The following is a 25,311-nucleotide window of genomic DNA, read 5'->3' as shown; positions in this document are numbered from 1 at the left end:
ACCTTAAATTTTCTGATTCGTCTGATCACAAAGGTAATCGCATACCCTCTTCAGCATAGCGGAAGCCTTTCAAGATCACTTTTTCTTGTGCTCGACTACCAGACTTTAACAATGGATTAGTATGATTAAAATGGATAAAAATAACTTTGCTTTTCTCTCGAGCCGATAGTGAATCAAGAAGTGCCATGGTTTCTTCAACGAACGGATGAGGCACTTCGCTCATATCGCGATTGGGTAATTCGCCATTCTGAAAAAACGTCGCATCCAAAAAGGCATAATCAACTTTCTTTATCTCGCTCGCCAGGTCTTTCTCCCATTTCTGCCATTTATCAATATCCGGTATAAATAGCAGTGATTTATTGGGACCAACAACTTTGAATCCGACGGTCTCACTATATTCATCTCTATGGGGAACGGTAAAAGGGGTAACTTTCAAATTTGAACCGAGTTTTGTGACTTCGCCATTACTTAAGCGACTTAGTTTAATGTTCTTTAACTGGACTAATTGACTCCATGGACCGTTAGTTGACAAGAACTTCGCCATTTTTGGCATAACGAAAACTGGGATCTGATTAGCGCCCATCGCCTCTCTGCCCAAATGCATTAAACCGGTATAGTGTCCTATATGTGCGTGTGTCAAAAATATTCCCGCTAAACGATATTCCGGGTCAGGTGCGATTTGATGCAAGCGATAAAACTGAGACTTGATATCAGGCGTTGCTTCGAACACATACTTCTTTTTTTCAATAGGGTCGATCACCGCTATTGAAGTAGCAAGTTTCATTTTTGAGGGTTCGCGCCATCCATCCGCGCAGTGTGGGCGATAACAATTGATTTGCGGGTAACCGGCATCTTGAGCAACACCAAGAACGACGACTTCATAGTCACCGAGAGTCTCCGACTTCACAGGAGCAAAGTGAATTAACGTAATCAAAAACAGTATTCTAAAAACAACAGAGAACTTAACAGCCTGTTTGCGCGAGACGACTTTGAGATATGGGTTGATTACTATCATCTTCCTGCTTAGCAATATACATCTTCTGATCTGCATAATTTAACAGTTCTTCCGGTGTTATACCATGCTCCGGATACAATGCGACTCCGCTACTATATTTAAATTCAAGCGGCGTGTTTTCAATGACAAACTCTGGACGCATGATAGTTTCTAAACGCTCTAAAAACTCCTCTCTAGAAGCGACAAGGTTCTTATCATCCAAGACGACAACAAATTCATCTCCACCTATTCTGGAGATAACATCAGACTCTCTAAAGTTTTTGAATAAACGGCGAGAAAACTCGACTAAATAACTATCACCGGCAGTGTGACCAAGTCGATCGTTCACTTGCTTAAAATCGTCAATATCAATATATATCAAAGCTACCTGGCTTTGATTGCGCCTCGCTCGACTCAATGATTTATCAAGATGTTCTTGCAAACCATAACGATTTAATAAATGAGTGAGAGGATCTTTTATCGCTTTTTCGCGTAACTCATTCTCCAGTTTCTTACGATTAGTAATATCCAGAGAAATACCCTCCACTCCGATAAACTCTCCTGCTTTATTGAAGCGAGCATAGGCTCTTGTCGATACCCAGACCATCGCTCCGTCACGACAGCGCATTAAGGTTTCCAACTCAACCGGGTCACCATTTGCAGCAAGAATTTTTTCCAATACTGCTTCTCGCATATACGGTTCGGCATAGAAGTCGGCAATCGGCATTCCGATGGCTTCTTCTGCTTGATACCCTAAAAGTTTAAAAGCATACGGAGAGGCTTTGATTAATTGTCCTTGGGCATCTGTTCGATAAAAGACGCCGGGTAAGTTATCGATGATCTGTTTGAACTCTCTCTCAGAATGCTCGAGCTTAGCGAGTAATTTATCTCTATCGGTTACGTCACGAACGCTGACAACCTCATAGACTTGACCATCTTTTGCTGCAAACGCTTTGACTTTTAAATTGACCAGGCGAACTTCACCATCGCCTCGAATGACTTCAATCTGATAACTCTCCGGCGGGGTGCCGCCGTTAACTCGCTCTCGATAACGCTGCGCAACTTTCGCAACGTAATCATCAGCAACGAATCGCGTGATTGATTGACCAAGAATTCTCGCCTTAGGAAGTGCCATTAGCTCAGCAAAAGCTTGGTTTGCCAAAACAAATAATCCGTCCCTGACAACGAAAACACCATCCTGGATAGCTTCGATTGACGCTGCGTAGAACTCCGCGTCGAAATAATCCTTGTTACTACTCACTTGATATCCTGCTTTTTCAGATTGTTCGATTGTCCCTAAGTCTGATTTCTCTCTGAACTTAAAAAGCGACCACTTAACATCGACTGAGTATACCCAACCTTTGTCCGACCTAATATTGGTACATAAAAAGAAATTCTGCCAATTTAATTGTCAAAAATTCGACAAAAATCCAAACAGTGTCAATAAGTGGCAGTTTTATATAGTTTTGGCAAAAATAAACCTCAATATTAGAACCTTTAGATATAAAAAAAGGGCCCGTTAAACATGGGCCCTGATTCTTATGCTGTAATTACTTTTAGTCGAAGTTCCAGTTTTAATTCTATTCCTCGTTTTGATGATAATTTTGATTCTGGCACTTGGATAACCCAAGAATCTCCGACGACTCAGGTTGTTTTCGCAGGTGATACAGTGATACCGAGCGATACCCTAAAACCGACTTCGTTTTGCCAGTTTACAAGCGAGCCACTTTTAACTTCTAGTGACCCCTTGCAAATTACCAATCTAGTGGGTTGAATCGTGGCTAGATATATTTAACCTCAACGATCTCATACTCAACATCGCCGTTTGGAGTTCTGACCACGGCAACTTCGCCCTCTTCCTTACCGATTAACGCTCTGGCTATCGGCGAATTAACTGATATTTTATTGAGCTTAATATCTGCTTCGTCATCACCAACGATTTGATAGGTGACTTCATCATCTGTTTCGAGGTTGACTAGATCCAAAGTTGTTCCAAATATCACCTTACCGTTATTCGTTATGGTTGTGACATCAATTATCTGCGCGGTCCCTAGCTTACCCTCGATTTCTTGGATTCTACCTTCAATAAACCCTTGTTGCTCTCTTGCCGCATGATATTCAGCATTCTCTTTCAAATCGCCGTGTTCGCGCGCCTCTGCAATTGCCGCGACGACTTTAGGTCGTTGGTTTTGTTTTAAATCGGTTAACTCTTTTTGAAGTGCTTCTGCACCTGCTTTTGTCATTGGTGTTAAATTCATGGTTTACCCTTACTTGACTCTTTTATGCAGCTCTTGCACCGAAACAACTTTTTGTCTGGTTTGATGACGAATGGCTTGAGCTGTCGCTAGACCACCTGCCAAAGTGGTTGTGTAGGCTACTTTGTACTGTAAAGCTGAGCGACGGATTTGGAATGAATCTGCGACAGCTTGCTTACCTTCAGTGGTATTAACGATATAATCAATTTCGTCATTCTTGATCATATCCACAAGATGCGGTCTTCCTTCGTAAACTTTGTTCACCCGCTGGCAAAAAACGCCATCTTGGATCAAGGTTGTCGCTGACCCGCCGGTTGCTAAAATTTCGAAACCACACTCAATTAATGCTCGCGCAGTTTCTGGTAATTTGGCTTTATCACTATCTTTAACACTCAAAATAGCTTTGCCACCTCGCGGTGCTTGCGACCCGCCACCTAACTGGGCTTTGTAATAAGCTTCACCGAAAGACTCACCAACCCCCATCGCTTCACCTGTTGATTTCATCTCAGGCCCTAAGATCGGGTCGGAGCCAGGGAATTTATTGAATGGGAATACCGGCTCTTTTACGGTAAAAAAGTCTGATTCCACAGCCTCCGTGTAACCTTGTTCTTTGAGTGACTTGCCAGCCATGACACTCGCGGCAATTTTTGCGAGTGGACGTGCTGTTGCCTTTGATACAAATGGTACCGTTCTCGACGCACGAGGATTGACCTCGAGGACATAAATTTCCTCGCCCTGGATAGCAAATTGAGTATTCATCAAGCCCCGAACCCCAAGCTCTTTGGCCATAGCGTGGATCTGGTCAACCAGCCTGTCTTGAATCTCTTGGCTTAGCGTATGTGGTGGAATGCAGCAGGCGGAATCACCAGAGTGAACGCCGGCTTGCTCAATATGCTCCATGATTCCACCGATAAGAATCGTTTCACCATCGAAAATAGCATCGACATCCACTTCGATAGCATCGTCCAAGAATCGGTCAAGGAGCACAGGTGATTCATTCGATACAGAAACCGCATCGGTCATATATCGCTTCAACTCATCAGCGTTAAAGACGATTTCCATAGCTCGCCCACCCAATACATAAGAAGGACGAACAACCAGTGGATAACCAATTTCTTCAGCTAAACGAACCCCATCTTCGAGTGTTTTAGCCGTTCTGTTGGGTGGCTGTTTTAAACCTAAACGTTCGATTGCTCTTTGGAATCTTTCACGATCTTCGCTTCGATCAATCGCATCAGGTGACGTACCAATAATCGGCACACCGGCAGCCTCAAGGTCACGCGCTAACTTCAACGGAGTTTGTCCACCGTACTGAACGATTACTCCTTTAGGCTTTTCTTTGGCAACGATCTCTAATACATCTTCTAGCGTGACAGGCTCAAAATAAAGTCTATCCGAAGTATCATAGTCAGTTGAAACCGTCTCTGGGTTACAGTTGACCATAATCGTTTCATAACCGTCATCGCGTGCCGCAAATGCTGCGTGCACACAGCAATAATCAAATTCGATACCTTGGCCGATACGATTTGGTCCGCCACCTAAAATCATGATCTTATCTTTATCGGATGGCTCTGCTTCACATTCTTCTTCATAGGTTGAATACATGTAAGCCGTATCAGTCGCAAACTCGGCAGCGCAAGTATCCACGCGTTTGTAAACGGGATAAATATCAAAGCGATGACGAACCCGACGCATTTCTTTCTCTGAGACATCCAGCAACTTAGCCAAGCGTCTATCTGAGAACCCTTTGCGCTTCATTTTAAACAAAAGGTCCGCTTCGACATTGCCAATTCCAACTTGTGAAAACTCTTTTTCTAATTGAACGATTTCTTCAATTTGGACCAAGAACCAAGGGTCAATGTTAGTCAAACGAAAAATATCTTCGACGCTGTAACCCTGACGGAAGGCATCAGCGACATAAAAAATTCGATCGGCACCTGGCACTTGTAAGTTGTGACGAAGCACTTCTTTCCAGTCACCGCGACTGGTATCCAATAAAGGATCAAAACCATCAACTCCAGTTTCCATGCCACGCAGTGCTTTTTGCATTGATTCCTGAAGCGTTCTCCCAATTGCCATAACTTCACCGACAGACTTCATCTGGGTGGTCAGTGTCGAATCAGCATTCGGGAATTTTTCAAAGTTAAACCGTGGAATCTTAGTGACGACGTAATCAATCGCCGGTTCAAATGAAGCAGGTGTTTGACCACCCGTTATATCATTTTGTAACTCATCTAAGGTGTAACCAACGGCTAGTTTAGCCGCGATTTTGGCGATAGGAAAACCGGTCGCCTTTGACGCAAGCGCCGATGAGCGAGACACACGCGGATTCATTTCAATGACTATCATGCGGCCTGTTTTTGGATCCACCGAGAACTGTACATTAGAACCACCAGTCTCAACGCCGACCTCACGCAGCACAGCAAGCGAGGCATTACGCATAATTTGGTATTCTTTGTCAGTGAGTGTTTGTGCCGGTGCAACCGTGATTGAATCGCCAGTGTGAACCCCCATGGGGTCAAAATTTTCAATCGAACAGACAATAATACAGTTGTCGTTTTTATCCCGCACAACTTCCATTTCGTATTCTTTCCAGCCAATTAATGACTCATCAATTAATAGCTCATTGGTTGGCGACAGGTCCAAACCACGAATACATATTTCTTCAAATTCTTCCCGATTGTAGGCGATACCACCACCGGTACCTCCCATGGTAAAGGACGGACGAATGATGCATGGAAAACCGACTTCATCGAGCACTTTATAAGCGTCTTCCATTGAATGGGCAATTCCAGCACGCGGCATATCTAAACCGATTTTGCGCATCGCTTGGGCAAATTGTTCTCGGTCTTCTGCTTTATCAATCGCCTCTCGTTTCGCACCAATCATTTCAACGTTGTGAATTTCAAGGACACCTCGTGATGCTAAATCGAGCGCACAATTAAGTGCGGTTTGTCCGCCCATGGTTGGCAGGATCGCATCCGGCTTTTCTTTTTCGATTATTTTTGCAACGACTTCCCAGTGCAGCGGCTCAATATAAGTCGCGTCAGCCATTTCAGGATCAGTCATGATTGTGGCTGGGTTTGAATTAACTAGAATAACTCTAAAACCCTCTTCTTTAAGGGCTTTACACGCTTGCGCTCCTGAGTAATCAAACTCACAAGCTTGTCCAATAATTATCGGACCTGCACCTAAGATGAGAATACTTTGTATGTCGTTACGTTTTGGCATTCGCTATTACCGTTTACAAATGACTAAATTTTAAGTGGTTAAATTGTCTGGTTAAAAACAACTTATTTGTTCGCTTGCATTGCTTCAATAAACTTATCAAACAAAGGTGCCGCGTCATGAGGCCCTGGACTCGCTTCCGGATGGCCTTGAAAACTGTGCGCTTGTTTTTCTGTGTGTTCGATACCTTGCAAACTGCCATCAAAAAGTGACTTATGAGTGACCTTTAAATTATTTGGCAATGAGTCTTCATCTACCGCAAACCCATGGTTTTGACTGGTGATCATGACTGTTTTGTCGGCAACATTTTCCACCGGATGATTGGCACCGTGATGGCCAAATTTCATCTTCATCGTTTTTGCGCCACAAGCTAGGGCGAGCAACTGATGACCTAAACAAATACCAAAAATAGGGATATCGGTTTGTAAGAAAGCCTTTATTGCTGATATGGCATAATCGCAAGGCTCCGGGTCGCCTGGGCCATTGGATAAGAAAATACCATCCGGTGACAAAGCTAACACTTCTTCGGCGGGTGTTTGCGCAGGGACAACGGTTAATCGGCATCCACGGTCAGATAGCATGCGGAGTATGTTTCGCTTCACGCCAAAATCATAAGCAACCACATGAAACTTTTCATCTGAATCTGTCAGTGTTTTGTGTCCACCAACGAGCTGCCAGCTACCTTCGAACCATGGATAAGATGCTTTCGCTGTCACTTCTTTTGCGAGATCCATTCCTTTGAGCCCAGCAAAGGATTGGGCTTTTTCCAATGCAGCGGTTTCGTCGATGTTATCACCGGCGACCAGACACCCTGCTTGCGCACCTTTATCTCGTAAAATTCGCGTTAGTTTACGAGTATCAATATCGGCGATACCGACAATTTGCTTCTCTTTCAGATAATCACTTAACGACTTTTCAGAACGCCAGTTGCTGTGTTGCAACGGAAGGTCACGAATAATCAAGCCAGCGGCCCAAACATTATTCGACTCTTCATCTTCTGTATTGACGCCAGTATTTCCGATATGGGGGTAAGTCAATGTCACCATCTGTTTGGCATAAGAGGGGTCAGTTAAGATTTCCTGATAACCCGTCATGGCAGTATTGAACACGACTTCGCCAATTGACTCACCTTGTGCGCCGATCGACACACCTCGAAAAATTGTTCCATCTTCTAGAACGAGAATTGCAGCTGTAGAATTTGCTGATGCAGACAAGACACCCTCCGGCTAAAACAGATACTAAAAAGCGGAAAAGTTAAACATTCTCTTCCGCTTTTTGGGTAATTTTGTGTATTTGGCCGCAATTGCGGAAAAATCGGGGTATTCTAAGCGATAACCGCCAGTTTTGTCCATTCACATCGACAAAAATTATTCAGAAAAACCAACGCCCAGACTTTGTCCTTGCAATAAAAAAACCGCCCATTTGGACGGTTTTTTTAATTGGTGCCGAAGGCCGGACTTGAACCGGCACGACCGTAGGTCACTACCCCCTCAAGATAGCGTGTCTACCAATTCCACCACTTCGGCAAAACTTGCTTGATTCGCTAAACTCTAGTTATCACCTTCTTTTTTAGCGTTTTCGGTTTTCTCTTCAGTTTCCGCTTTTGCGGCTTCGCTAGCAGCCGGTGTTTCAGCTTCGATTGATGCTTTTTGCGCTGGCGCAACTTCCGCTTCAATACCGCCTTGGGTCGCAGTCGGCAATTCAGCTTCAATACTACTTGGCTGCGGAGTTACTACAGGCGCGCTTACTTCATCTAAAACTTCATCGACGCTCGAGGCCGGCGCTGAATTAAAATAACTGATGCTCAACGCGATTGCGAAAAACAAAATCGCTAAAATGGTCGTCGTTTTGGTCAAAACGTTACCAGAGCCCGCCGCACCAAATACAGTATTAGCACCACCAGCACCAAATGAAGCGCCCATTTCCGCGCCCTTGCCTTGCTGCAATAAAATAATACCGATCAACGCTATAGAAACGATGAGGTAAACTACTAGAATAATTGATTCCATCTCTTATCTCGCTACCGAGTAAATCTTCATAAAATCGTCGGCTTTTAGTGAAGCACCACCAATTAAGCCGCCGTCAATATCAGGCTGAGCTAATAATGTCTCAGCGTTCGCAGCATTCATGCTGCCGCCATATAAAATCTGTAGACCATCTGCGATGGCTTGGTCATGAGTCGCCAACCAATGGCGCAGTTGCTCATGAACTTCTTGTGCTTGCTCTGGGGTAGCAGTAACTCCAGTACCGATAGCCCAAATTGGCTCGTAAGCAATAGCTGCATTTTCGAACGCTTTAATGCCAACACGATCAATCACCGCTTGGACTTGGCTTTTGAGTACATCTAATGTTACGCCTTGTTCGCGTTGCTCGAGCGACTCACCAATACATAATATGGGTTTGATGCCATTTTTTAAAGCCGCTTCAAACTTGTTTGCAACTCGCTCATCACTATCACCAAACATCTCTCGTCGCTCTGAATGGCCAACTAGTAGATATTGCACACGATAGTCTTCAAGCATACTTACACTGGTTTCTCCCGTATAAGCGCCAGATTCGGCCCAGTGTGCATCTTGTGCACCCAACTTCACCTGACTGTCTTGCAAGCACTTTTCGATGTCAGCTAAATGAATACTTGGAACGCAAATCAACAAATCGGCGTTTTCTGAAGCTTGGCTTAGTTCAACGACCGAGCTGGCTAATTCCAGTGCCGCAGCTCGCTGGCAATTCATTTTCCAATTACCTGCGATTAATCGCTTTCTGCCGGTTCCCATATTCGCTATTTGGCTCACATTAAAAAGGGCGCAAATCTTACCTGACCTAAATTAGATATACAAGACTAGAAACGTTAATAAACCTTAAAATACCTCAAGTCTCGCATGGATTGTGGGATTACCGGGTTATTGATTGGCTTTTGATTGCGAAGAACTGCACTCTTGTTGAGAGCGCTTCTCCAAAAAAGCCTTAAAATCTTCAAATGCTAGTGGACGTGAAAAGTAATATCCCTGGATATCGTCACAATTATTATCGATCAGAAATTCTTGCTGTTGCTCTGTTTCCACACCTTCCGCGATAACCTCTAAGCGAAGACTTTTCGCCATGGATATGATTGCTAACGTGATAGCCGTATCATCCGCGTCAACCACTACCTCATCGATAAAACTTCGGTCGATTTTTAAAGCGTCTAACGGTAAACGCCTTAAGTAGGATAAAGATGAATAGCCGGTACCGAAGTCATCGATAGCGATACGGATCTGCATCTCTTTCAGGCGCTCCAGGATATCAATCGCTTGGCTTACGTCACGCATCAACATACTCTCGGTTATCTCGACTTCGAGCAGTTTAGGGGGAATACGATATTTTTCTAACGTAGCTGCAATCGATTCTGGCAAATTAGACTGCCTAAATTGCAACGCTGAGAGATTTACCGCTAAGCGAATTTCGTGGCCAATTTCCCTGCATTCGGCAATTTTCTTACAGGCATTATCAAGTACCCAGCTTCCAATCTCGCGAATGAGTCCAGTATTTTCAGCGATCGGTATAAATTCTCCAGGGGAAATGTGCCCAAGAATTGGGTGGTGCCAGCGTAACAATACTTCTGCGCCAATCACCTTATTTTCTTGGATATTGAGCTGAGGCTGAAAAACCAAGCTAAGTTCTTCATTCTTAATTGCCTGACGCATTTCATTGGCCAATTGATGACGTCTAATCGCTATCTGATTAAGCTCGGCCTCATAAAATTCATAAGTATTTCGTCCAACTTCTTTGGCTTTATACATTGCTGCATCAGCTGCTTTCATCAATGAGTCTACGTCCGCACCGTCTTGAGGGAACATACAAACTCCAACGCTAACCGTTGAATTGACTTCATAGTTGGATAGCTGAAATGGCGCTTCAAAACTACCAACAATCTTATCAACAATATTGATAACATCATCAGTGTCATGCAACTCATTTAAGATAATTACAAACTCGTCACCACCTAAACGGGCAAGCGTATCTTCACTGCGGATTTTTTCGAGCAACCGCTGGCTGGTCGCTTTGAGTAGTTGATCCCCGACGGCGTGCCCCAGCGAATCATTGACGTCTTTAAAATGATCGAGATCCAAGAATAAAAGCGCAACCATATTGTTATTGCGCGAAGCTCGTTTGAGGGCATATTTGATTCGATCCATACATAATGCCCGATTCGGTAGCTGGGTTAATGAATCGTAGTTAGCGAGATACTGGAGATCTTTGACTGCTCGCTCTAGTCGCTTTTTATTAAGCTTAAGCGCTTCATTGGCGGTATCTCTCTCTTTCTGGTTGACTTCAACGGTTTCTAACATTTGATTGAATGACCGTGCCAACGAACCAATTTCATCTTCACCATAATAAGGCACTCGAATAGCGTAATTACTGCTATCGCTGACTTTTCTACTAATTGCATCCAGCTCAATGAGCGGCTCAGAGATTACTTTTTGAAGGCGCAGCGCAATTAAATAAACCATTCCCACAAGAACAAGTGCGATAACTAAGCTCATCATAGAGAAGTTTTGGATCGCGATATAAAAAGACTCGGTTGATATTTTTAAATAAATGGCCCCGAGATACTCACCATCAGCTGCTTGAATCGGAACCGATACATTGAGTATGTCCCCGTTCCACTCAATCAGCTTGGTTTTATAATACTCGGCTTCACTGATGTAATACTCGCTTTGTGGTTCGTCGAGCGCAGCCAGTATATTACCGGTATTGTCAAAGGCCGCAGCGCCAAATTCACTCCGTAGAGTGGCTGATTTTAATACCAACTTGAGTTGCTCTTCATCACCAAGGCTTGCTGCAACCCGAGCACTGTTTGAGAGTAAGTTGGCTTGGGTTTCGGCATCGGCAATAAAGGCCTGCTTGGTTGTATTATAGTAACTGATGCCCAGCCCAATCATTCCGATTCCTAGCGCGCCAGCTGACACTAACAAAATGACGATGATCAGTTTCGAACGAATGGAGTTACCAAAATTGATCATCGGCCACCTCCACTTTGTCGTTCAAAATCAATCAGTGACTCAGAAGCTTTAAATCCGATTGAATTTAAGAGCTCTTGATTAATTTCCAACTTGATCCGCTTAGGTGCAATCAGCATTTGATAATGAATACCCGGGGCTGACAAGCGCTTTTCAGTGAGCAGGAGTGTTAAACTTTGAGCCGCTTCAGAAATCAAAGTCGATTCTCCGGCTGTCAATTCCTGCCAATTGTCCTCAGAAACTAGCGTGGCCTCACAGCCGCTTAGATTGGATTCTTCAATATTTTTCAGAATGATCTTTCGAGCATCTGATTCCTGCTCGCTCGCTTTGTTTTCTAAGAGAAATCCAAGATATTCACTAAATGCGGGTTGCTGATAAACACAAACGTTAAACGCCTCTCCCGCTAGTTGATTCGCTTGTTTTTTCGGCCAAGTGGTCGACTGGATGATAAAGTCGAGCACTCTGGCTATTTCCGGATAATCAGTATTGACGAGTTTGGCAGAATTGATCAGCTCAAAATGCGGAGAGTGACCCGTTTGCTGAAACGCGATTAAATTCATTTCAAAGAGTCGCCCAGTCGACTTTTCAGCCACCAGGTTATAATGAACGCCTGCGGCGCTTGTGGTCATATCGTTACCGATAAGCAGTTTTTTTTCCTTGTCCCGATCAGCAATAAAACGGTAATGATCAGTATCCTCTGGGTCGTTCAGAATGATCGCATCGCAACCGTCGGCTTGCTCGATAGAGACAATAAGCTTGGTGTTGAGTGCTTTACTTTTGAAAGGTTTGCGCCGAGAAAAGTAATCAATGAAAGTGGCGAGTGACTGATTTCTGTACAAACAGAGGTCAAAGGTTTCACTGGTTTCGAAGTCGCTATTCGTGCCTGGCCAATCGGTGAAGTTAATTAAGTTTCTCAGTAGCTTAACTCGCTTTTGAAGACCCGACTCTAAAACCTGTCCAAATTGAAGTAACTCTTTTCTCGGGGTAAAGCCACTTTCCTCAAATGCTTCAGGATTAAGCTCAAAATCAAACGTATCTCGGTTGTTTAGAAATAGACCGATATGAAACCCCTGCTCGGCATAGTCGCGGCCATTTATGATAAATAAGGTATTTTGCGGTGTGCCATTCTGTCGAAACCAATCGAGGTCACCTTTTTGGGGCTTGTTAACATACAGCGCGTTACAACCGCCGACAGCCTTCTTGTTTTGCTTATCCAAGATTACTAACGGCAAGTTATCAACTTTGACACCAGCGAGGTGCTTCATCATTTGATTATGCGAAAATGAATCTCGATAGGTGCATAGCCGGTACCCTTCCGCTTGATCTGCAGAAGGAATGTGGCCATCGACTAGGCTTAAAAGTTGACGAACAATCAGCGTTCTTGCTGTCGCTTCATCCAGCTTTTCTGCAGCCGAGAGGCTTCCGCTGATAGTCAGCAGAAACATTGAAAAAAAAATTAGGCTTTTTGCCAAATTCGATCCCCAGAAATTGACTGAATTGTTATGGCTTATTTCAATTGCTTGCATTAAGGGTTGTCGACGTAAGTCGTTGTTATATATCCAGTATAGGTTAATTTACTCAAAATTGCGGATTACCCGGAATTATTTATAAATTATTTGGTCTTTTCACTGGTCAATTATCCGCCGTTACCCGTATAATACGCGCGCCCAAAATCCGCCAAATACACTTGGTTTGATTCCCTAGGCAATATTAGTACATTTTTACGGCGCTTATTAATTCATCATATTAGTTAGAAAAAGCCCTGACGCTGGCGATATGTATCAAGCAAGATTGATGGATTTAAACTATAGTAAACGTCTGATATTCAACTTTAATACCACTGAAAATCTATGATCAAAATTAACAAAGGTCTGGATCTTCCGATTACCGGAAGCCCAAAACAAGAAATTCTTGATGGGCCAGCAGTTCGAGAGGTCGCAATACTTGGTGAAGACTACCTGGGTATGAAGCCTTCCATGAAGGTTAAAGTCGGCGACAAAGTCAAATGTGGCGACGAAATTTTCATCGACAAGAAAACTGATGGCGTAATTTACACAGCACCGGCAAGCGGGACTGTCTCAGCGATTAATCGTGGCGCAAAGCGCAAGCTTCTATCTGTCGTGATTGAGATCGAAGGCGATGAGAATAAAGAATTCTCCAAATATGATGCTGCGCAGCTACCGCAATTAAATCGTCAAGATGTGGTCGACAACTTGGTTGCTTCTGGCATGTGGACTAGCATTCGCACTCGCCCAATGAGCAAAGTACCTGCCATTGACTCAACGCCAGCGGCTATATTTGTCAGCGTAATGGACACGAATCCACTTGCTGCTGACCCTATGGTGGTGATAGAACCTCAAATCGAGGCATTCAATCACGGACTGACCGTATTAAAGCACCTCACAGACGGCGAATTATTTGTCGGTTACGACGGAACTAAGCGTCATGACCTTGCGCAAAACCCAATTGCCAGCTACCACCCATTTAGCGGAAAGCATCCAGCCGGTAACGTAGGTACACATATCCATCACCTGAAACCTGTCAACGATCTCAGAACCGTATGGCATGTCGGATATCAGGATGTGATTGCAATTGGCAAGCTTTTCACCACCGGTATGTTATTTACCGATCGTGTGGTCTCTTTGGCTGGCCCATTGGTTAAAGCACCTCGCTTGATTAAAACGAGAGTCGGCGCAAACACCGATCAACTGACTAAAGATCAATTTGACGAGCAAGACGAAAGAGTCATCTCTGGTTCAGTATTTAACGGTCACATTGCCGTTAATCACCGTGCTTACCTTGGTCGCTATCACAACCAAATCAGTATTCTCGCTGAAGGTCGTGAAAAAGAATTTTTCGGTTGGATTCGTCCAGGCTCAGATAAGTTCTCAGTGACTCGCGCATTTGTCTCACACTTTATTTCTAATAAAAAATTCAATTTCACTACCTCAACTGGGGGCAGTGAAAGAGCGATCATGCCAATCGGTAGTTACGAAGATGTTATGCCTTGGGACATTCTACCAACGCAATTGCTAAGAGCTATTGTTGTTGGCGACACCGAAGGCGCTCAGCAACTCGGTGTTCTTGAGTTTGACGAAGAAGATATCGCTCTATGTACCTTCGTATGTCCAGGCAAGTACGAATACGGTCCGATTTTACGCGACGTTTTATCAACCATTGAGAAGGAAGGCTGATGAAGAGTTTAAAAGAATATATCGAGCACCTCGAACCCCATTTTGAAAAAGGGGGTAAATACGAAAAATGGTACGCGCTTTACGAGGCCGTAACGACCATTTTTTATACTCCGGGGCACGTTACACACAATGCTTCGCACGTTAGAGACAATATCGACTTAAAGCGTATTATGATCTTCGTATGGGCGTGTACTTTCCCTGCCATGTTTTGGGGAATGTACAATGTCGGTTATCAAGCGGTTGACGCAATGGCTGTCACTGGTGCCACTTCACTTGAAGGCTGGCGTGGTAGCATGATGTCGCTATTTGGCGCTGAATACTCAAAAGATGTGTTAAGCGCGATGTTTATCGGTGCTTTGTATTTCCTACCAATATACGCAACAGCTTTTATCGTCGGCGGTTTTTGGGAAGTGTTATTCGCTTCAGTCCGCGGTCACGAAATCAATGAAGGTTTCTTTGTTACTTCGATTTTATTTGCCTTAATCTTGCCGCCTGATGTGCCATTGTGGCAGGTCGCACTCGGTATTAGTTTTGGCGTTGTCGTTGCGAAGGAAATCTTTGGTGGCACGGGTAAAAACTTCTTGAACCCAGCATTAGCAGGACGAGCGTTCTTATTCTTCGCTTACCCAACAGAGATGTCAGGCGACGTGTGGAATGCTGTTGATGGTTATACCGGTGCGACACCACTTGCAGCGGGCGCTGTCGGTGAGATGAACCAATACTTTGCTATGTCTTTAACTGACGCAATTGCTAGCCAAGCGTGGCAAAACGCGTTCTTTGGCTTTATTCCTGGCTCAATCGGTGAAGTTTCGACACTCATGATTCTTATCGGTGGTGCGGCATTAATGTACTTCAAAATCGCTTCTTGGAGAATCATCCTTGGGGTGTTCGGCGGAATGGTTGCAACATCGCTCCTATTCAACACCGTTGGCAGCGAGACAAACCCAATGTTTGCAATGCCATGGCATTGGCACTTAGTCACAGGCGGCTTCGCTTTCGGTATGATGTTTATGGCGACCGATCCGGTTTCTGCCTCATTAACCAACCGCGGTAAGTTCTATTTTGGCGCGTTAGTTGGTGCAATGTGCGTGATGATTCGCGTTGCAAACCCAGCTTACCCAGAGGGCATCATGCTTGCCATTCTGTTTGCTAACTTATTCGCACCGTTAATTGACCACTTTGTTGTTCAATCGAATATTAAGCGGAGGGCACAACGTTATGCCAGCTAATAACGATTCATTCCTAAAGACCATTATTGTTGCTGTCGCACTGTGTTTGGTTTGTTCTATTTTAGTTTCTGGAACCGCAGTTTCACTAAAAGAGACCCAAAAATCGAACGCGGTTTTAGACAAAAAGAAAAACATCTTAATGGCTGCTAACTTGCTTACCGAAGGCGCCGATCTCAAGGAGCTTTTCGGAAAAGTTGAGCAAAAATTTGTCGATTTAGAAACTGGTGCGTTCGTCGAAATTGAAAACCCCGAAGCCTTCAATCAACGCCAGCGTGCTAAAGATCCGAACTTAAGTGTGGCGATTGAAGAAGATATCGCGAAAATTAGACGTCGCTCAAAAATCGCAAGTGTTTACTTAGTTCGTGACGGTGACAAAGTTGAGAAAATCATTCTTCCTATCCATGGGAGCGGTCTTTTCTCAACCTTATATGGCTTTGTCGCCTTAGAGTCTGATAAACAAACTGTCGTCGGCTTGAAGTTTTATGAGCACGGGGAAACACCAGGACTCGGTGGTGAGGTTGATAACCCAATGTGGTTAGCTAAATGGCCTGGCAAACAGTTGCTTGATGAAAAAGGTAACACTGTTCTAACGTTGGTTAAAACTTCAGCCTCAAATAACCGCGAGGTCGACGCACTATCGGGTGCCACTTGGACGACCTCAGGGGTTGAAAACATGTTGACTTACTGGCTAGGCGAGCAAGGTTTTGGGCCGTTTTTGTCACGCTTAGATGTAACTAAGGGAGAAGCATAATGACTACCGCAGTTATTAACGCTCAGGAAATAAAAAGCGTTATTACTAAACCTATTGCAGACAACAATCCGATTGCTCTGCAAATTCTTGGTTTATGTAGTGCGTTAGCGGTTACTACAAAATTAGAAACTGCATTGGTAATGTGTGTTGCATTAACTTTAGTTTGTGCATTTTCGAACTTATTAATCAGTACCATTCGAGCGCAAATTCCCTCAAGCATTCGGATCATTGTCCAAATGACGATTATCGCTTCTTTGGTCATCATTGTTGACCAAATCTTAAAAGCCTATGCATTTGAGACGGCGAAACAACTTTCGGTTTTTGTCGGATTGATTATTACAAACTGTATTGTAATGGGACGCGCGGAAGCTTACGCAATGAAGAATGGACCTGTCATGAGTTTCTTTGATGGTGTCGGTAATGGTTTTGGTTACTCTGTAATTTTAATTATTGTCGCTTCAGTCAGAGAGCTGTTCGGTTCAGGAAGCTTATTAGGATTTACCATCCTCGACCCTGCAAAAGATGGTGGTTGGTACCACACAAATGGTTTGCTCTTATTGCCGCCAAGTGCGTTTTTCATCATCGGTTTCATCATCTGGGGTTTAAGAACCTGGAAACCAGAACAAGTAGAGGAAACTAACTAATGGAACATTATATTAGTTTATTTATCAGCTCCGTATTTGTTGACAATATGGCGCTTTCAGCTTTCCTCGGTATGTGTACCTTCCTTGCGGTATCGAAGAAAGTCCAAACGGCAATCGGTCTTGGGGTTGCGGTAGTAGTGGTACAAACGATTACTGTCCCGGTTAACTACTTACTAAGCACTTATTTGCTAAAAGAAGGAGCTCTCGCGTGGGCTGGGTTACCTAATGTTGATTTAAGCTTTCTTGGCTTAATCGTCTATATCGGCGTTATTGCTGCAATCGTGCAAATCTTAGAAATGTTTTTGGATAAGTTTGTTCCAGCTTTATATCAAGCGTTAGGGATATTCTTGCCGTTAATTACAGTAAACTGCGCCATCTTAGGTGGCAGTCTATTTATGATTCAGCGCGAGTACGATTTTGGTGAATCAGTCGTCTACGGCGTGGGTAGTGGCTTTGGTTGGGCGCTAGCATTAGTTGCTTTGGCCGGTATTCGTGAAAAAATGAAATACAGCGACGTACCAGACGGTTTACGCGGTTTGGGTATTACTTTTATCACTGTTGGTTTGATGGCATTAGGTTTTATGTCGTTCACCGGCGTTCAGCTTTAATAAAAGGAAATAACGACTATGCAAGAGATAATTGTTGGCGTTTCCATGTTTACGCTAGTCATTCTAGCGTTAGTGTTAATTATTCTCGCGGCTAAAAAAGGCTTAGTTAGCAGCGGTGATGTTAATATCAGAATTAATGGTGACGACGAGAAGTCTATGACTACTGCAGCCGGCGGAAAACTGCTAGGTGCACTCGCAAACAGCGGTATTTTTGTCCCTTCTGCTTGTGGTGGTGGCGGAACCTGCGGCCAGTGTTTGTGTAAAATAAAGTCAGGTGGTGGTTCACTGCTTCCAACTGAAGAAAGTCACATCACCAAACGAGAAGCCCGCGAAGGCTACCGTTTATCATGTCAGGTAAATGTTAAGCAAGACATGGACATTGAATTGCCTGAAGAGGTTTTTGGTGTTCAAAAATGGGAATGTGAAGTCATTTCTAATGACAACAAAGCAACTTTCATCAAAGAGCTTAAATTGAAGTTACCTGAGGGCGAAAGTGTTCCTTTTCGCGCAGGTGGATACATCCAAATTGAATGTCCTCCGTACAAATTGAAATACAGCGAGTTTGATGTCGACCCTGAGTACCATCCTGACTGGGATCACTTCAAGCTTTGGGACGTAGTGTCAGAAGTAAAAGAGCCAGTAATGCGCGCTTACTCGATGGCTAACTACCCGGAAGAGAAAGGCATGATCATGTTAAACGTGCGGATTGCTTCGCCACCGCCACGCAACATGAGTCTCCCTGCGGGTAAAATGTCATCCTACATCTTTAACCTTAAGCCAGGAGATAAGGTCACTATCTCTGGACCATACGGTGAGTTCTTTGCTAAAGAGACCAAGAACGAAATGGTCTTTATTGGTGGTGGTGCTGGTATGGCGCCGATGCGCTCTCATATTTTTGACCAGTTCCGACGCATTAACACCGATCGCAAAGTCTCATTTTGGTATGGCGCTCGTAGTAAGCGCGAAATGTTCTATGTGGAAGATTTCGATAGTATCGCAGCTGAAAACGACAACTTTGAGTGGCATGTTGCCCTCTCTGATCCGATGCCTGAAGATAACTGGGATGGCTACACTGGGTTTATTCACAACGTTCTTTATGACAACTATCTAAAAGATCATGAAGCGCCTGAAGACTGTGAATACTATATGTGTGGACCGCCTATGATGAACGCAGCCGTCATTAAGATGCTCGAAGACCTAGGGGTTGAAAGAGATAACATCTTCTTGGACGACTTCGGCGGCTAACCAATACAGGGCAGTTTTACTGCCCTTTTTTATTGATCAATGTTTTTCTAGCGCAACAAAGTCAAACCTACCTATGTTTCGATTACCCCTTTTTACTCTAATTTTTTTATGTCTCGTTGGCTGTGAGCAGAAGACCCAATATGAACGCCTGACTGGTTTTACGATGGGCACAACTTATCAAATTACACTTGAAAGTCAGGGTATTGATAGTAAAAAACTTCAACAGCAAGTCGATGATCGTCTAATTGAAATTAATCAGCTGATGTCAACTTATATTGCCGATTCGGAATTGATGCGTTTTAATGGCAACCAAACTACTGATTGTATTCCTTTATCCGCTGACACTCAGTACGTGATTGAAAGCGCAGTCCAAATAGCCAAGGAAAGCAATGGCAAATTTGATGTCACACTCGGACCGCTCATCGAAATCTGGGGATTCGACAAAAAGGACACTAACAATCAAATTCCAAGCCAAGAGACCATCGATAATCTACTTGAAACAATCGGCACCGATAAAATTACTGTAGAACAATCATGTGTCGCTAAAAAACTCGCCAATTTGTCAATCAATTTATCTGCGATTGCCAAAGGTTATGGTGTAGACGAAATAGCTCGAATTGTCGAAGCGGCTGGTAGTCAAAACTATCTGGTGGAAATTGGCGGTGAAGTTATCACTAAAGGCGTAAATTCACGCCAAAAACCCTGGGTTATTGCGATCGAATCAGCTACCCTCGACCAACGTTCGATCCAAAAAACTTTAACCCCGAATGGCCTTGGAGTGGCCACTTCTGGAGACTATCGAAATTACTTTGAGAAAGATGGCAAACGATACTCGCATACGATTGATCCAACTACGGGCTATCCGATCACCCACAACCTGGCATCAGTTACTGTATTGCACCCTCAAGTCATGTTTGCCGATGCCTATGCAACGGCGATGATGGTCATGGGACCAGAAGCCTCTCTCGCTTTCGCAAACCGCTATAACCTGCCAATTTTTATGTTAGTTAAATCGAGCGCCGGCTTCGAAGAAGTCTACAGCGAGGCATTTAAGCCATTTTTAAGCGACTTATGATAAGCTAAGCAAGTTATAGTCATTTTCCGAGCTCCGAAATGCAAACGATTAAAGCCGCATTGGCACAAATCTCACCAGTCTTACTCAATCGCGAGGCGACTTTGTTAAAAGTCGCTCAATATGTTCACGATGCTGCCGATAAAGGTTGTCAGCTAGTCGCTTTCGGAGAAGCATTGGTGCCAGGATACCCCTTTTGGCTAGAAAGAACCGATGGTGCTCGTTTCAACGATGACAAGCAAAAGAAAATTCAAGCCGAGTACGCAAAACAGGCGGTGCAAATTGAACGCGGTGATTTAGAGCCACTGTGTGAGGTTGCAAAGCAGAAGAACATTGCTATTTACCTTGGAATAATCGAGAGACCGTCAGATCGCGGTGGTCATAGTTTATATTGTTCGATGGTGTATATCAGCGAAAAAGGACAAATAGCATCGGTCCATCGCAAGCTAATGCCCACTTACGAGGAAAGGCTTAGCTGGTCTCCAGGTGATGGCCATGGACTAGTGACCCACTCCCTCGGCGAGTTTACTGTTGGCGGATTAAACTGTTGGGAAAACTGGATGCCTTTAGCGCGTGCCTCGCTTTACGCTCAAGGAGAAGATTTACACGTTTCTATTTGGCCCGGAAACTTAAAAAACACGTATGATTTAACATCTGTGCTGGCAAAGGAAGGTCGCTCATATCACATGGCAGTATGTGGCCTCATGCGACCGACAGATGTTGATGTAACCTTGCCTGAATTGGCTGAACTGGCAGACGCTGATGAGGCCTTCTTTGCTAATGGCGGTTCTTGCATTGCTAACCCCGATGGGAGTTGGTTAATAGAGCCGCAAACTGAATGCGAGGGGTTGTTTATAGCCGAGCTCGATCATGCTTCCGTGAGAAGAGAGCGACATAATTTTGATCCATCAGGTCATTATTCAAGGCCCGATGTTACCCAACTAACCGTTGATCGGCGGCGGCAAGCAACCGCTGTTTTTAAAGATGAATAGAGTTTTAAAATGATTGAAGTAATTTTTGTCACCTTTTTAATAATGCTAACCGTGATCTTCATTATGGCCATCGGTTATATTGTTCAACGTAAAAAGATAAAAGGTAGCTGCGGTGGCATTGCAGACCTTGGCTTAGAAAAAGTATGCGACTGCGAGGAGCCTTGCGACAAACGCAAGGAACTATTAAAGCGGCTCGAAGAACAAACTCGCGAAGAAAAAAAGCTTCGCGAGAACCAAATACAGGTTACGACTCTGGAGCCTTAATAGCTTAATTCTCTCGATATTACCTGAATAACATAATTCCGCAAAGTTACTCGTTTGTACTAGGCTTATTAGAGTAACTTGAGGACAATTATTATTGGCAAACCGATCGACAGGAATATAAGCGGTGATACGTAGTATTTGGCTGCCCGTCTCAGTCTTGAATTTCAGTGTTTTATTGCTTTCAATAATCGTGTTGAGTTACTCGCACTTAGTCGTAGCTATTGCTCCTCCCGCTAGTACAAAACACTATGTGTCAGAGCTCGAAGAATCTTACCAAAAACTATTATTTAATTACCGAAAATTTCCAAATAAAACGCTTAAAGATTTACTCGCCTCACCGCCCAAAAGCTCGGCAGATAATTCATTAAAAGCGCAATATTACTTGGTCCTCAGCGAAGCTTACTACGGCCTTGCTTATCCCGACAAAGCAGTGCTCAATGCGCAACTTGCGTTAGATTACATTGACCAAGCATCGCAACCTTGGTTGTTCCACAAGATACAACTCACTCTGGCCATGGCTTTAGATATCCAAGGTAATTTAGAAACTGCCGAGTCTAGAGCCACTAATGCGTTAATTTGGGCAAGAGAACTCAACGACGAGCGATTAGAAGTTAGCGCACTATTTAGTCGTGGCGTGATTAGAACCAGCCTTGTCGATTATTTAGGTGCAATGCAGGATTTACAGCAAGCTTATCGCTTAGCACCAAAGGAATATCAAACAAAATATCGTCGAGATTTGACCAAAGGTGATGTCGCGAATAGTTTAGCGCTACTTTATGAGTATAGAAACGAAGATGATCTTGCAGCACCTTTTTATGAAGAGTCAGTTCAACACTGTCGCAATATAGGCGATGAATTACAACTTAGCATTTCGCTTTACGGACTGGGCAAGGCAAATGTCGGATTAGGCAATAAAAAAGAAGGCAAAGCGCAACTTCAAGAAGCGCTCAAACTATCGGAAAAGTTGGACGATATTCAAGGCGTTGCCTATGCACTGAGAGCGCTCGCCTCAATCGAAATAAAAGACAATAATCTTGAAGTTGCTGAATCACTAAACCTAAGAGCACGAGAAATTTTCTTAGCCGCAAATAACGCGTATATGCTGTTAGATAGCGCTCGCCACTTATCAATTATTGCGCTTAAGCGGCAACAATTAGATCTAGCATTCAAACACCTAAAATCAGCTAGAGAACATTTAAATGCCGATTCAATGCCCTTTCAGAAACTCAGTCTCGATATATTAGAGTCTCAAATACTGTCGAAGACCGGCGAGCATGAAAAAGCCTACCAACTCTTGCTCCGATCTGAGCAAGCTAAAGCAGAGCTCCTTGAAAAACAAAGTAGCCAACAACTCCATCGACTTCGTACTCAGTACGAACTTGATGTTATTGAGGGAGAAAATCAATTACTGGAGAAAGCCAATCAGCTGCAACAAGTGACCATTCAAAGTAGTCGCAAACAAAATCAATTTTTAACTATAACGATAGTGTCACTTGGTTTTGTTGTGCTACTCGTTTTAGTGATGGTCTATCGAGACAGAAAGCACAAAGCGCATTTAGAGAAGCTTGCCTCTACCGATAGCTTGACTGAGCTTTGTAATCGTCGCCGAACCATCGAGTTACTTGAAGAACAAATTGCGCTCGGAAGACGTTTAGAAACAGCGTTATGCGTGGCAATTCTTGACCTTGACCATTTTAAATCTATCAATGATAAATACGGTCATGGAGTCGGCGATGAAGTGCTAAAACACTTTGCTCAATTAAGCCGAACTAACCTAAGGAAAACCGACATCATCGGTCGAATTGGTGGCGAAGAATTTCTGATTGTTTTACCGGGCACTGATTTAAACGGAGCCAAACTTGTCATCAATAAACTGAGAAAGCTCGTTAACCAGCCAATCGCTTCGTTAAACTTGGACGAGTTAGTCCCTTCTTTTTCTGCAGGCCTGGGATTGTTTGATCACCAGTATGATTTAGAGACTTTCTTACAAAAAGTCGACAATGCGCTATACCAGGCCAAACAAGCTGGCAGAAATCAAATTCAAATTGCCTAAGACACGACAGAGCTTAACAAGAGGAAGGTTCAGTAATCACTGCGCTTAGCCACTCTATGGCATCTTCATCGTTATTGAATATTTGGATATTCATTGAATCAGGTCTAGGAATTCTCTCACCGATGACATTATCGAGATAACTGGCATGATTGTGATCAACCCACGCGCAATTAATCGGGCGCTTGTTATTTAAGGAAATGAGCTTTTGAATGATCAACGGGATCTCCATTCTCTCGAGGACTCCTGAGAGAATAACCGTTGCGTGAACATTATTGGTGTCGTATTTTTCGCAGTCGCTATAGATACGCTCCCAAAGCCGATATGACGCGGTAAATGATCGTTCGCCGGTAACAAAGTAGCGTAACAAATTACCATCAAACTTCATCTGGACATCATAGTCTTTTGCCTGATTGGATAAACTATCATCCATCAGTTCTTTGTCTCCTGACATTATTGCCTCCCAATTCATATGTCCCTAGCAATCATATCCCTCAGAAAAAGGAGTGAGGTTGGCGACTCGTCGTCGCACGATACTCAGTTTGCCTTATCTCAAATAGCAATTTCAAGTAGTTTTCGCGCAATGTCATACTTGTTTAAGCTAAATATACCTGAGAAAAAATATTTATATAATTATAAACGCGTAAAATTTAATTTACGCTTGAAAAAACAATTATTTTATTGCACTTGCAAGTTAATACTCGAACGACCGACAGAAAATGACAACAAAAACAGTGTTACCTGCTAGCCAGTCTAAATTAAGCCTATATTTACGCGCGATACTGACACTCGCGAAACCAGGCAGACCAGTCGAAAAAAAGTCTCGGCAATTAGTGTTTTTTGATAAAACTCCCACAGATTCGCTTCGACTTATATCTTACCAAAAACTATGTCAGCTTCATTCAGACGCTTATTTACCAATCACCTATCCGCATGTTTTATCCTTTAATGCGCAATTATCACTTTTAGTCAGTGAAGCGTTCACGCTACCTGTTATTGGTCTTGTGCACACACGAAATATTATTTGTAGTTTAAAGCCAATACCAGTTGAGAGCTGCTTGGAGATCAATTGCTATTTAGGAAAATCACAGAACATGCCAAAAGGCATTCAAACCGAACTTCTTACCGAAGTTAAAGTTGATAACGAATTAATGTGGCAAAGTCGCTCATTTTATCTTTACTTGACCACATTATCTGCACAACAAGTTGAAGCCAAGCCGGAGTTTATTGAGCTACCTGAGGATATCAATTGGCGATCCGAGCATTTTTCAGTCGCCGCTGATATCGGCAAACAATATGCTAGAATTTCCGGAGATTTTAATCCGATTCATCTGTCAAATCTCACTGCAAGGCTATTTGGTTTTAAACAAACTATTGCACATGGCATGTGGTTAAAAGCTGCTGCAATTGGTCAATTAAACATTGCTGATGAACACATTCAATCAGTCGAGGTTAATTTTAAAAAGCCGGTTAAAACAGCATCTGACATCTTATTTAAATATGCGCAAAAAAATTCACAAAGATACTTCCTAATGGAGTCACTTGACAAACAAACCCAACATTTGGTCGGTCGGTTAAACTATCGCTGATAGAATAAATATTCTTTGGCTAATGAGATAGTAAGCAATTGCTTGTTGAACTATCAGAGACTAAACTACCCATAGAAATTTTGTTCTGCTTTAACTCAATTGGCAACCAGTGACAATCGCCTATTTCGGGTTGTTGGTTTTTAAACGCCAACTACGAAAAGACTCAATTTGACATTATATGCAATTCAATCTTTCT

Annotated in this window: 22 protein-coding genes and 1 tRNA gene; 12 read left to right on the top strand and 11 right to left on the bottom strand. The window is 43.4% G+C overall.

Translation table 11 applies throughout. The annotated features are described in order from the left end of the window. Positions 1-25 precede the first annotated feature (25 nt). Complete coding sequence (locus FLL45_RS06900) at positions 26-934, bottom strand: MBL fold metallo-hydrolase (RefSeq protein WP_210247137.1); 909 nt, start codon at positions 932-934, stop codon at positions 26-28. 28 nt (positions 935-962) lie between these two features. Next, a complete protein-coding gene (locus FLL45_RS06895; RefSeq protein WP_142941295.1) occupies positions 963-2,255 on the bottom strand; it encodes a sensor domain-containing diguanylate cyclase in 1,293 nt (430 codons plus the stop codon). A gap of 264 nt (positions 2,256-2,519) precedes the next feature. Here FLL45_RS06895 and FLL45_RS06890 point away from each other — a divergent pair, with 264 nt between their 5' ends. Beyond that, positions 2,520-2,768, top strand: a complete 249-nt coding sequence (locus FLL45_RS06890) for a hypothetical protein (protein ID WP_142941294.1) — start codon at positions 2,520-2,522, stop codon at positions 2,766-2,768. Positions 2,769-2,775: 7 nt separating this feature from the next. Here the strand turns inward: FLL45_RS06890 and greA are convergent, their stop codons facing one another. The 8 genes from greA to FLL45_RS06850 form a co-directional block, all read right to left on the bottom strand. Continuing rightward, entirely contained in the window at positions 2,776-3,252 is a 477-nt protein-coding gene (gene greA, locus FLL45_RS06885) for a transcription elongation factor GreA (RefSeq protein WP_185964362.1), read from the bottom strand. 9 nt (positions 3,253-3,261) lie between these two features. Then, a complete protein-coding gene (carB, locus tag FLL45_RS06880; RefSeq protein ID WP_142941293.1) occupies positions 3,262-6,480 on the bottom strand; it encodes a carbamoyl-phosphate synthase large subunit in 3,219 nt (1,072 codons plus the stop codon). Positions 6,481-6,542: 62 nt separating this feature from the next. Next, on the bottom strand, positions 6,543-7,691 hold the full coding sequence (gene carA / locus FLL45_RS06875; RefSeq protein ID WP_142941292.1) for a glutamine-hydrolyzing carbamoyl-phosphate synthase small subunit: 1,149 nt from the start codon (positions 7,689-7,691) through the stop codon (positions 6,543-6,545). A 226-nt stretch (positions 7,692-7,917) separates the two neighbouring features. After that, positions 7,918-8,003: transfer RNA gene (locus FLL45_RS06870), tRNA-Leu, on the bottom strand. 24 nt (positions 8,004-8,027) lie between these two features. Further along, on the bottom strand, positions 8,028-8,486 hold the full coding sequence (gene secG, locus FLL45_RS23165) for a preprotein translocase subunit SecG (protein ID WP_142941291.1): 459 nt from the start codon (positions 8,484-8,486) through the stop codon (positions 8,028-8,030). 3 nt (positions 8,487-8,489) lie between these two features. Next, a complete protein-coding gene (tpiA, locus tag FLL45_RS06860; protein WP_142941290.1) occupies positions 8,490-9,251 on the bottom strand; it encodes a triose-phosphate isomerase in 762 nt (253 codons plus the stop codon). Positions 9,252-9,377: 126 nt separating this feature from the next. Further along, a complete protein-coding gene (locus FLL45_RS06855) occupies positions 9,378-11,480 on the bottom strand; it encodes an EAL domain-containing protein (protein WP_142941289.1) in 2,103 nt (700 codons plus the stop codon). Further along, positions 11,477-12,949, bottom strand: coding sequence for a YfiR/HmsC family protein (locus tag FLL45_RS06850; protein ID WP_185964361.1), 1,473 nt, complete (start codon positions 12,947-12,949; stop codon positions 11,477-11,479). Before FLL45_RS06850 ends, FLL45_RS06855 begins: the two co-directional genes overlap by 4 nt. 378 nt (positions 12,950-13,327) lie before the next feature. Here FLL45_RS06850 and FLL45_RS06845 point away from each other — a divergent pair, with 378 nt between their 5' ends. The 10 genes from FLL45_RS06845 (at position 13,328) to FLL45_RS06800 (ending at position 23,529) form a co-directional block, all read left to right on the top strand. Beyond that, complete coding sequence (locus FLL45_RS06845; protein ID WP_142941287.1) at positions 13,328-14,671, top strand: Na(+)-translocating NADH-quinone reductase subunit A; 1,344 nt, start codon at positions 13,328-13,330, stop codon at positions 14,669-14,671. Continuing rightward, entirely contained in the window at positions 14,671-15,900 is a 1,230-nt protein-coding gene (locus tag FLL45_RS06840) for an NADH:ubiquinone reductase (Na(+)-transporting) subunit B (RefSeq protein WP_142941286.1), read from the top strand. The genes FLL45_RS06845 and FLL45_RS06840 overlap by 1 nt, the downstream gene beginning before the upstream one ends. Continuing rightward, the gene (locus FLL45_RS06835; RefSeq protein ID WP_142941285.1) at positions 15,890-16,651 is read left to right on the top strand and encodes a Na(+)-translocating NADH-quinone reductase subunit C; all 762 of its coding nucleotides are present in this window, start codon (positions 15,890-15,892) and stop codon (positions 16,649-16,651) included. The genes FLL45_RS06840 and FLL45_RS06835 overlap by 11 nt, the downstream gene beginning before the upstream one ends. Next, positions 16,651-17,295 carry an NADH:ubiquinone reductase (Na(+)-transporting) subunit D gene (locus FLL45_RS06830; protein ID WP_142941284.1) on the top strand — a complete coding sequence of 215 codons (645 nt, stop codon included), beginning with the start codon at positions 16,651-16,653 and terminating at the stop codon, positions 17,293-17,295. The genes FLL45_RS06835 and FLL45_RS06830 overlap by 1 nt, the downstream gene beginning before the upstream one ends. After that, complete coding sequence (nqrE, locus tag FLL45_RS06825; RefSeq protein ID WP_142941283.1) at positions 17,295-17,903, top strand: NADH:ubiquinone reductase (Na(+)-transporting) subunit E; 609 nt, start codon at positions 17,295-17,297, stop codon at positions 17,901-17,903. The genes FLL45_RS06830 and nqrE overlap by 1 nt, the downstream gene beginning before the upstream one ends. A gap of 18 nt (positions 17,904-17,921) precedes the next feature. Continuing rightward, positions 17,922-19,148 (top strand): NADH:ubiquinone reductase (Na(+)-transporting) subunit F, encoded by a 1,227-nt coding sequence (nqrF, locus tag FLL45_RS06820; RefSeq protein WP_142941282.1) that lies wholly within the window; start codon positions 17,922-17,924, stop codon positions 19,146-19,148. Positions 19,149-19,311: 163 nt separating this feature from the next. Continuing rightward, entirely contained in the window at positions 19,312-20,223 is a 912-nt protein-coding gene (locus FLL45_RS06815; RefSeq protein ID WP_246075797.1) for an FAD:protein FMN transferase, read from the top strand. 38 nt (positions 20,224-20,261) lie between these two features. Then, entirely contained in the window at positions 20,262-21,212 is a 951-nt protein-coding gene (locus tag FLL45_RS06810; protein WP_142941280.1) for a carbon-nitrogen hydrolase family protein, read from the top strand. Between the two features lie 9 nt (positions 21,213-21,221). Then, positions 21,222-21,476 (top strand): (Na+)-NQR maturation NqrM, encoded by a 255-nt coding sequence (nqrM, locus tag FLL45_RS06805; RefSeq protein ID WP_142941279.1) that lies wholly within the window; start codon positions 21,222-21,224, stop codon positions 21,474-21,476. A 124-nt stretch (positions 21,477-21,600) separates the two neighbouring features. Next, on the top strand, positions 21,601-23,529 hold the full coding sequence (locus FLL45_RS06800) for a GGDEF domain-containing protein (protein ID WP_142941278.1): 1,929 nt from the start codon (positions 21,601-21,603) through the stop codon (positions 23,527-23,529). Between the two features lie 13 nt (positions 23,530-23,542). Here the strand turns inward: FLL45_RS06800 and FLL45_RS06795 are convergent, their stop codons facing one another. Further along, positions 23,543-23,980 carry a hypothetical protein gene (locus FLL45_RS06795; RefSeq protein ID WP_142941277.1) on the bottom strand — a complete coding sequence of 146 codons (438 nt, stop codon included), beginning with the start codon at positions 23,978-23,980 and terminating at the stop codon, positions 23,543-23,545. A 265-nt stretch (positions 23,981-24,245) separates the two neighbouring features. Here FLL45_RS06795 and FLL45_RS06790 point away from each other — a divergent pair, with 265 nt between their 5' ends. Continuing rightward, the gene (locus FLL45_RS06790) at positions 24,246-25,115 is read left to right on the top strand and encodes a MaoC family dehydratase (protein WP_142941276.1); all 870 of its coding nucleotides are present in this window, start codon (positions 24,246-24,248) and stop codon (positions 25,113-25,115) included. Positions 25,116-25,311: the final 196 nt, after the last annotated feature.

This window comes from Aliikangiella marina (genome assembly GCF_007004765.1).
GTDB classification, from domain to species: domain Bacteria; phylum Pseudomonadota; class Gammaproteobacteria; order Enterobacterales; family Kangiellaceae; genus Aliikangiella; species Aliikangiella marina.
The sequence above is the reverse complement of the archived record's forward strand: the minus strand, read 5'-3'. Positions and strand labels throughout refer to the sequence as shown.

Excerpts from the sequence above, each read along its gene's own strand:
- tpiA (WP_142941290.1), bottom strand. The coding sequence starts at position 9,251 with ATGGGAACCGGCAGAAAGCGATTAATCGCAGGTAATTGGAAAATGAAT.
- FLL45_RS06835 (WP_142941285.1), top strand. The coding sequence starts at position 15,890 with ATGCCAGCTAATAACGATTCATTCCTAAAGACCATTATTGTTGCTGTC.
- secG (WP_142941291.1), bottom strand. The coding sequence starts at position 8,486 with ATGGAATCAATTATTCTAGTAGTTTACCTCATCGTTTCTATAGCGTTG.
- greA (WP_185964362.1), bottom strand. The coding sequence starts at position 3,252 with ATGAATTTAACACCAATGACAAAAGCAGGTGCAGAAGCACTTCAAAAA.
- FLL45_RS06840 (WP_142941286.1), top strand. The coding sequence starts at position 14,671 with ATGAAGAGTTTAAAAGAATATATCGAGCACCTCGAACCCCATTTTGAA.
- FLL45_RS06795 (WP_142941277.1), bottom strand. The coding sequence starts at position 23,980 with ATGTCAGGAGACAAAGAACTGATGGATGATAGTTTATCCAATCAGGCA.
- FLL45_RS06810 (WP_142941280.1), top strand. The coding sequence starts at position 20,262 with ATGCAAACGATTAAAGCCGCATTGGCACAAATCTCACCAGTCTTACTC.
- FLL45_RS06855 (WP_142941289.1), bottom strand. The coding sequence starts at position 11,480 with ATGATCAATTTTGGTAACTCCATTCGTTCGAAACTGATCATCGTCATT.
- FLL45_RS06790 (WP_142941276.1), top strand. The coding sequence starts at position 24,246 with ATGACAACAAAAACAGTGTTACCTGCTAGCCAGTCTAAATTAAGCCTA.
- carB (WP_142941293.1), bottom strand. The coding sequence starts at position 6,480 with ATGCCAAAACGTAACGACATACAAAGTATTCTCATCTTAGGTGCAGGT.
- FLL45_RS06815 (WP_246075797.1), top strand. The coding sequence starts at position 19,312 with ATGGGCACAACTTATCAAATTACACTTGAAAGTCAGGGTATTGATAGT.
- FLL45_RS06845 (WP_142941287.1), top strand. The coding sequence starts at position 13,328 with ATGATCAAAATTAACAAAGGTCTGGATCTTCCGATTACCGGAAGCCCA.
- nqrF (WP_142941282.1), top strand. The coding sequence starts at position 17,922 with ATGCAAGAGATAATTGTTGGCGTTTCCATGTTTACGCTAGTCATTCTA.
- FLL45_RS06830 (WP_142941284.1), top strand. The coding sequence starts at position 16,651 with ATGACTACCGCAGTTATTAACGCTCAGGAAATAAAAAGCGTTATTACT.
- FLL45_RS06890 (WP_142941294.1), top strand. The coding sequence starts at position 2,520 with ATGGGCCCTGATTCTTATGCTGTAATTACTTTTAGTCGAAGTTCCAGT.
- nqrE (WP_142941283.1), top strand. The coding sequence starts at position 17,295 with ATGGAACATTATATTAGTTTATTTATCAGCTCCGTATTTGTTGACAAT.
- nqrM (WP_142941279.1), top strand. The coding sequence starts at position 21,222 with ATGATTGAAGTAATTTTTGTCACCTTTTTAATAATGCTAACCGTGATC.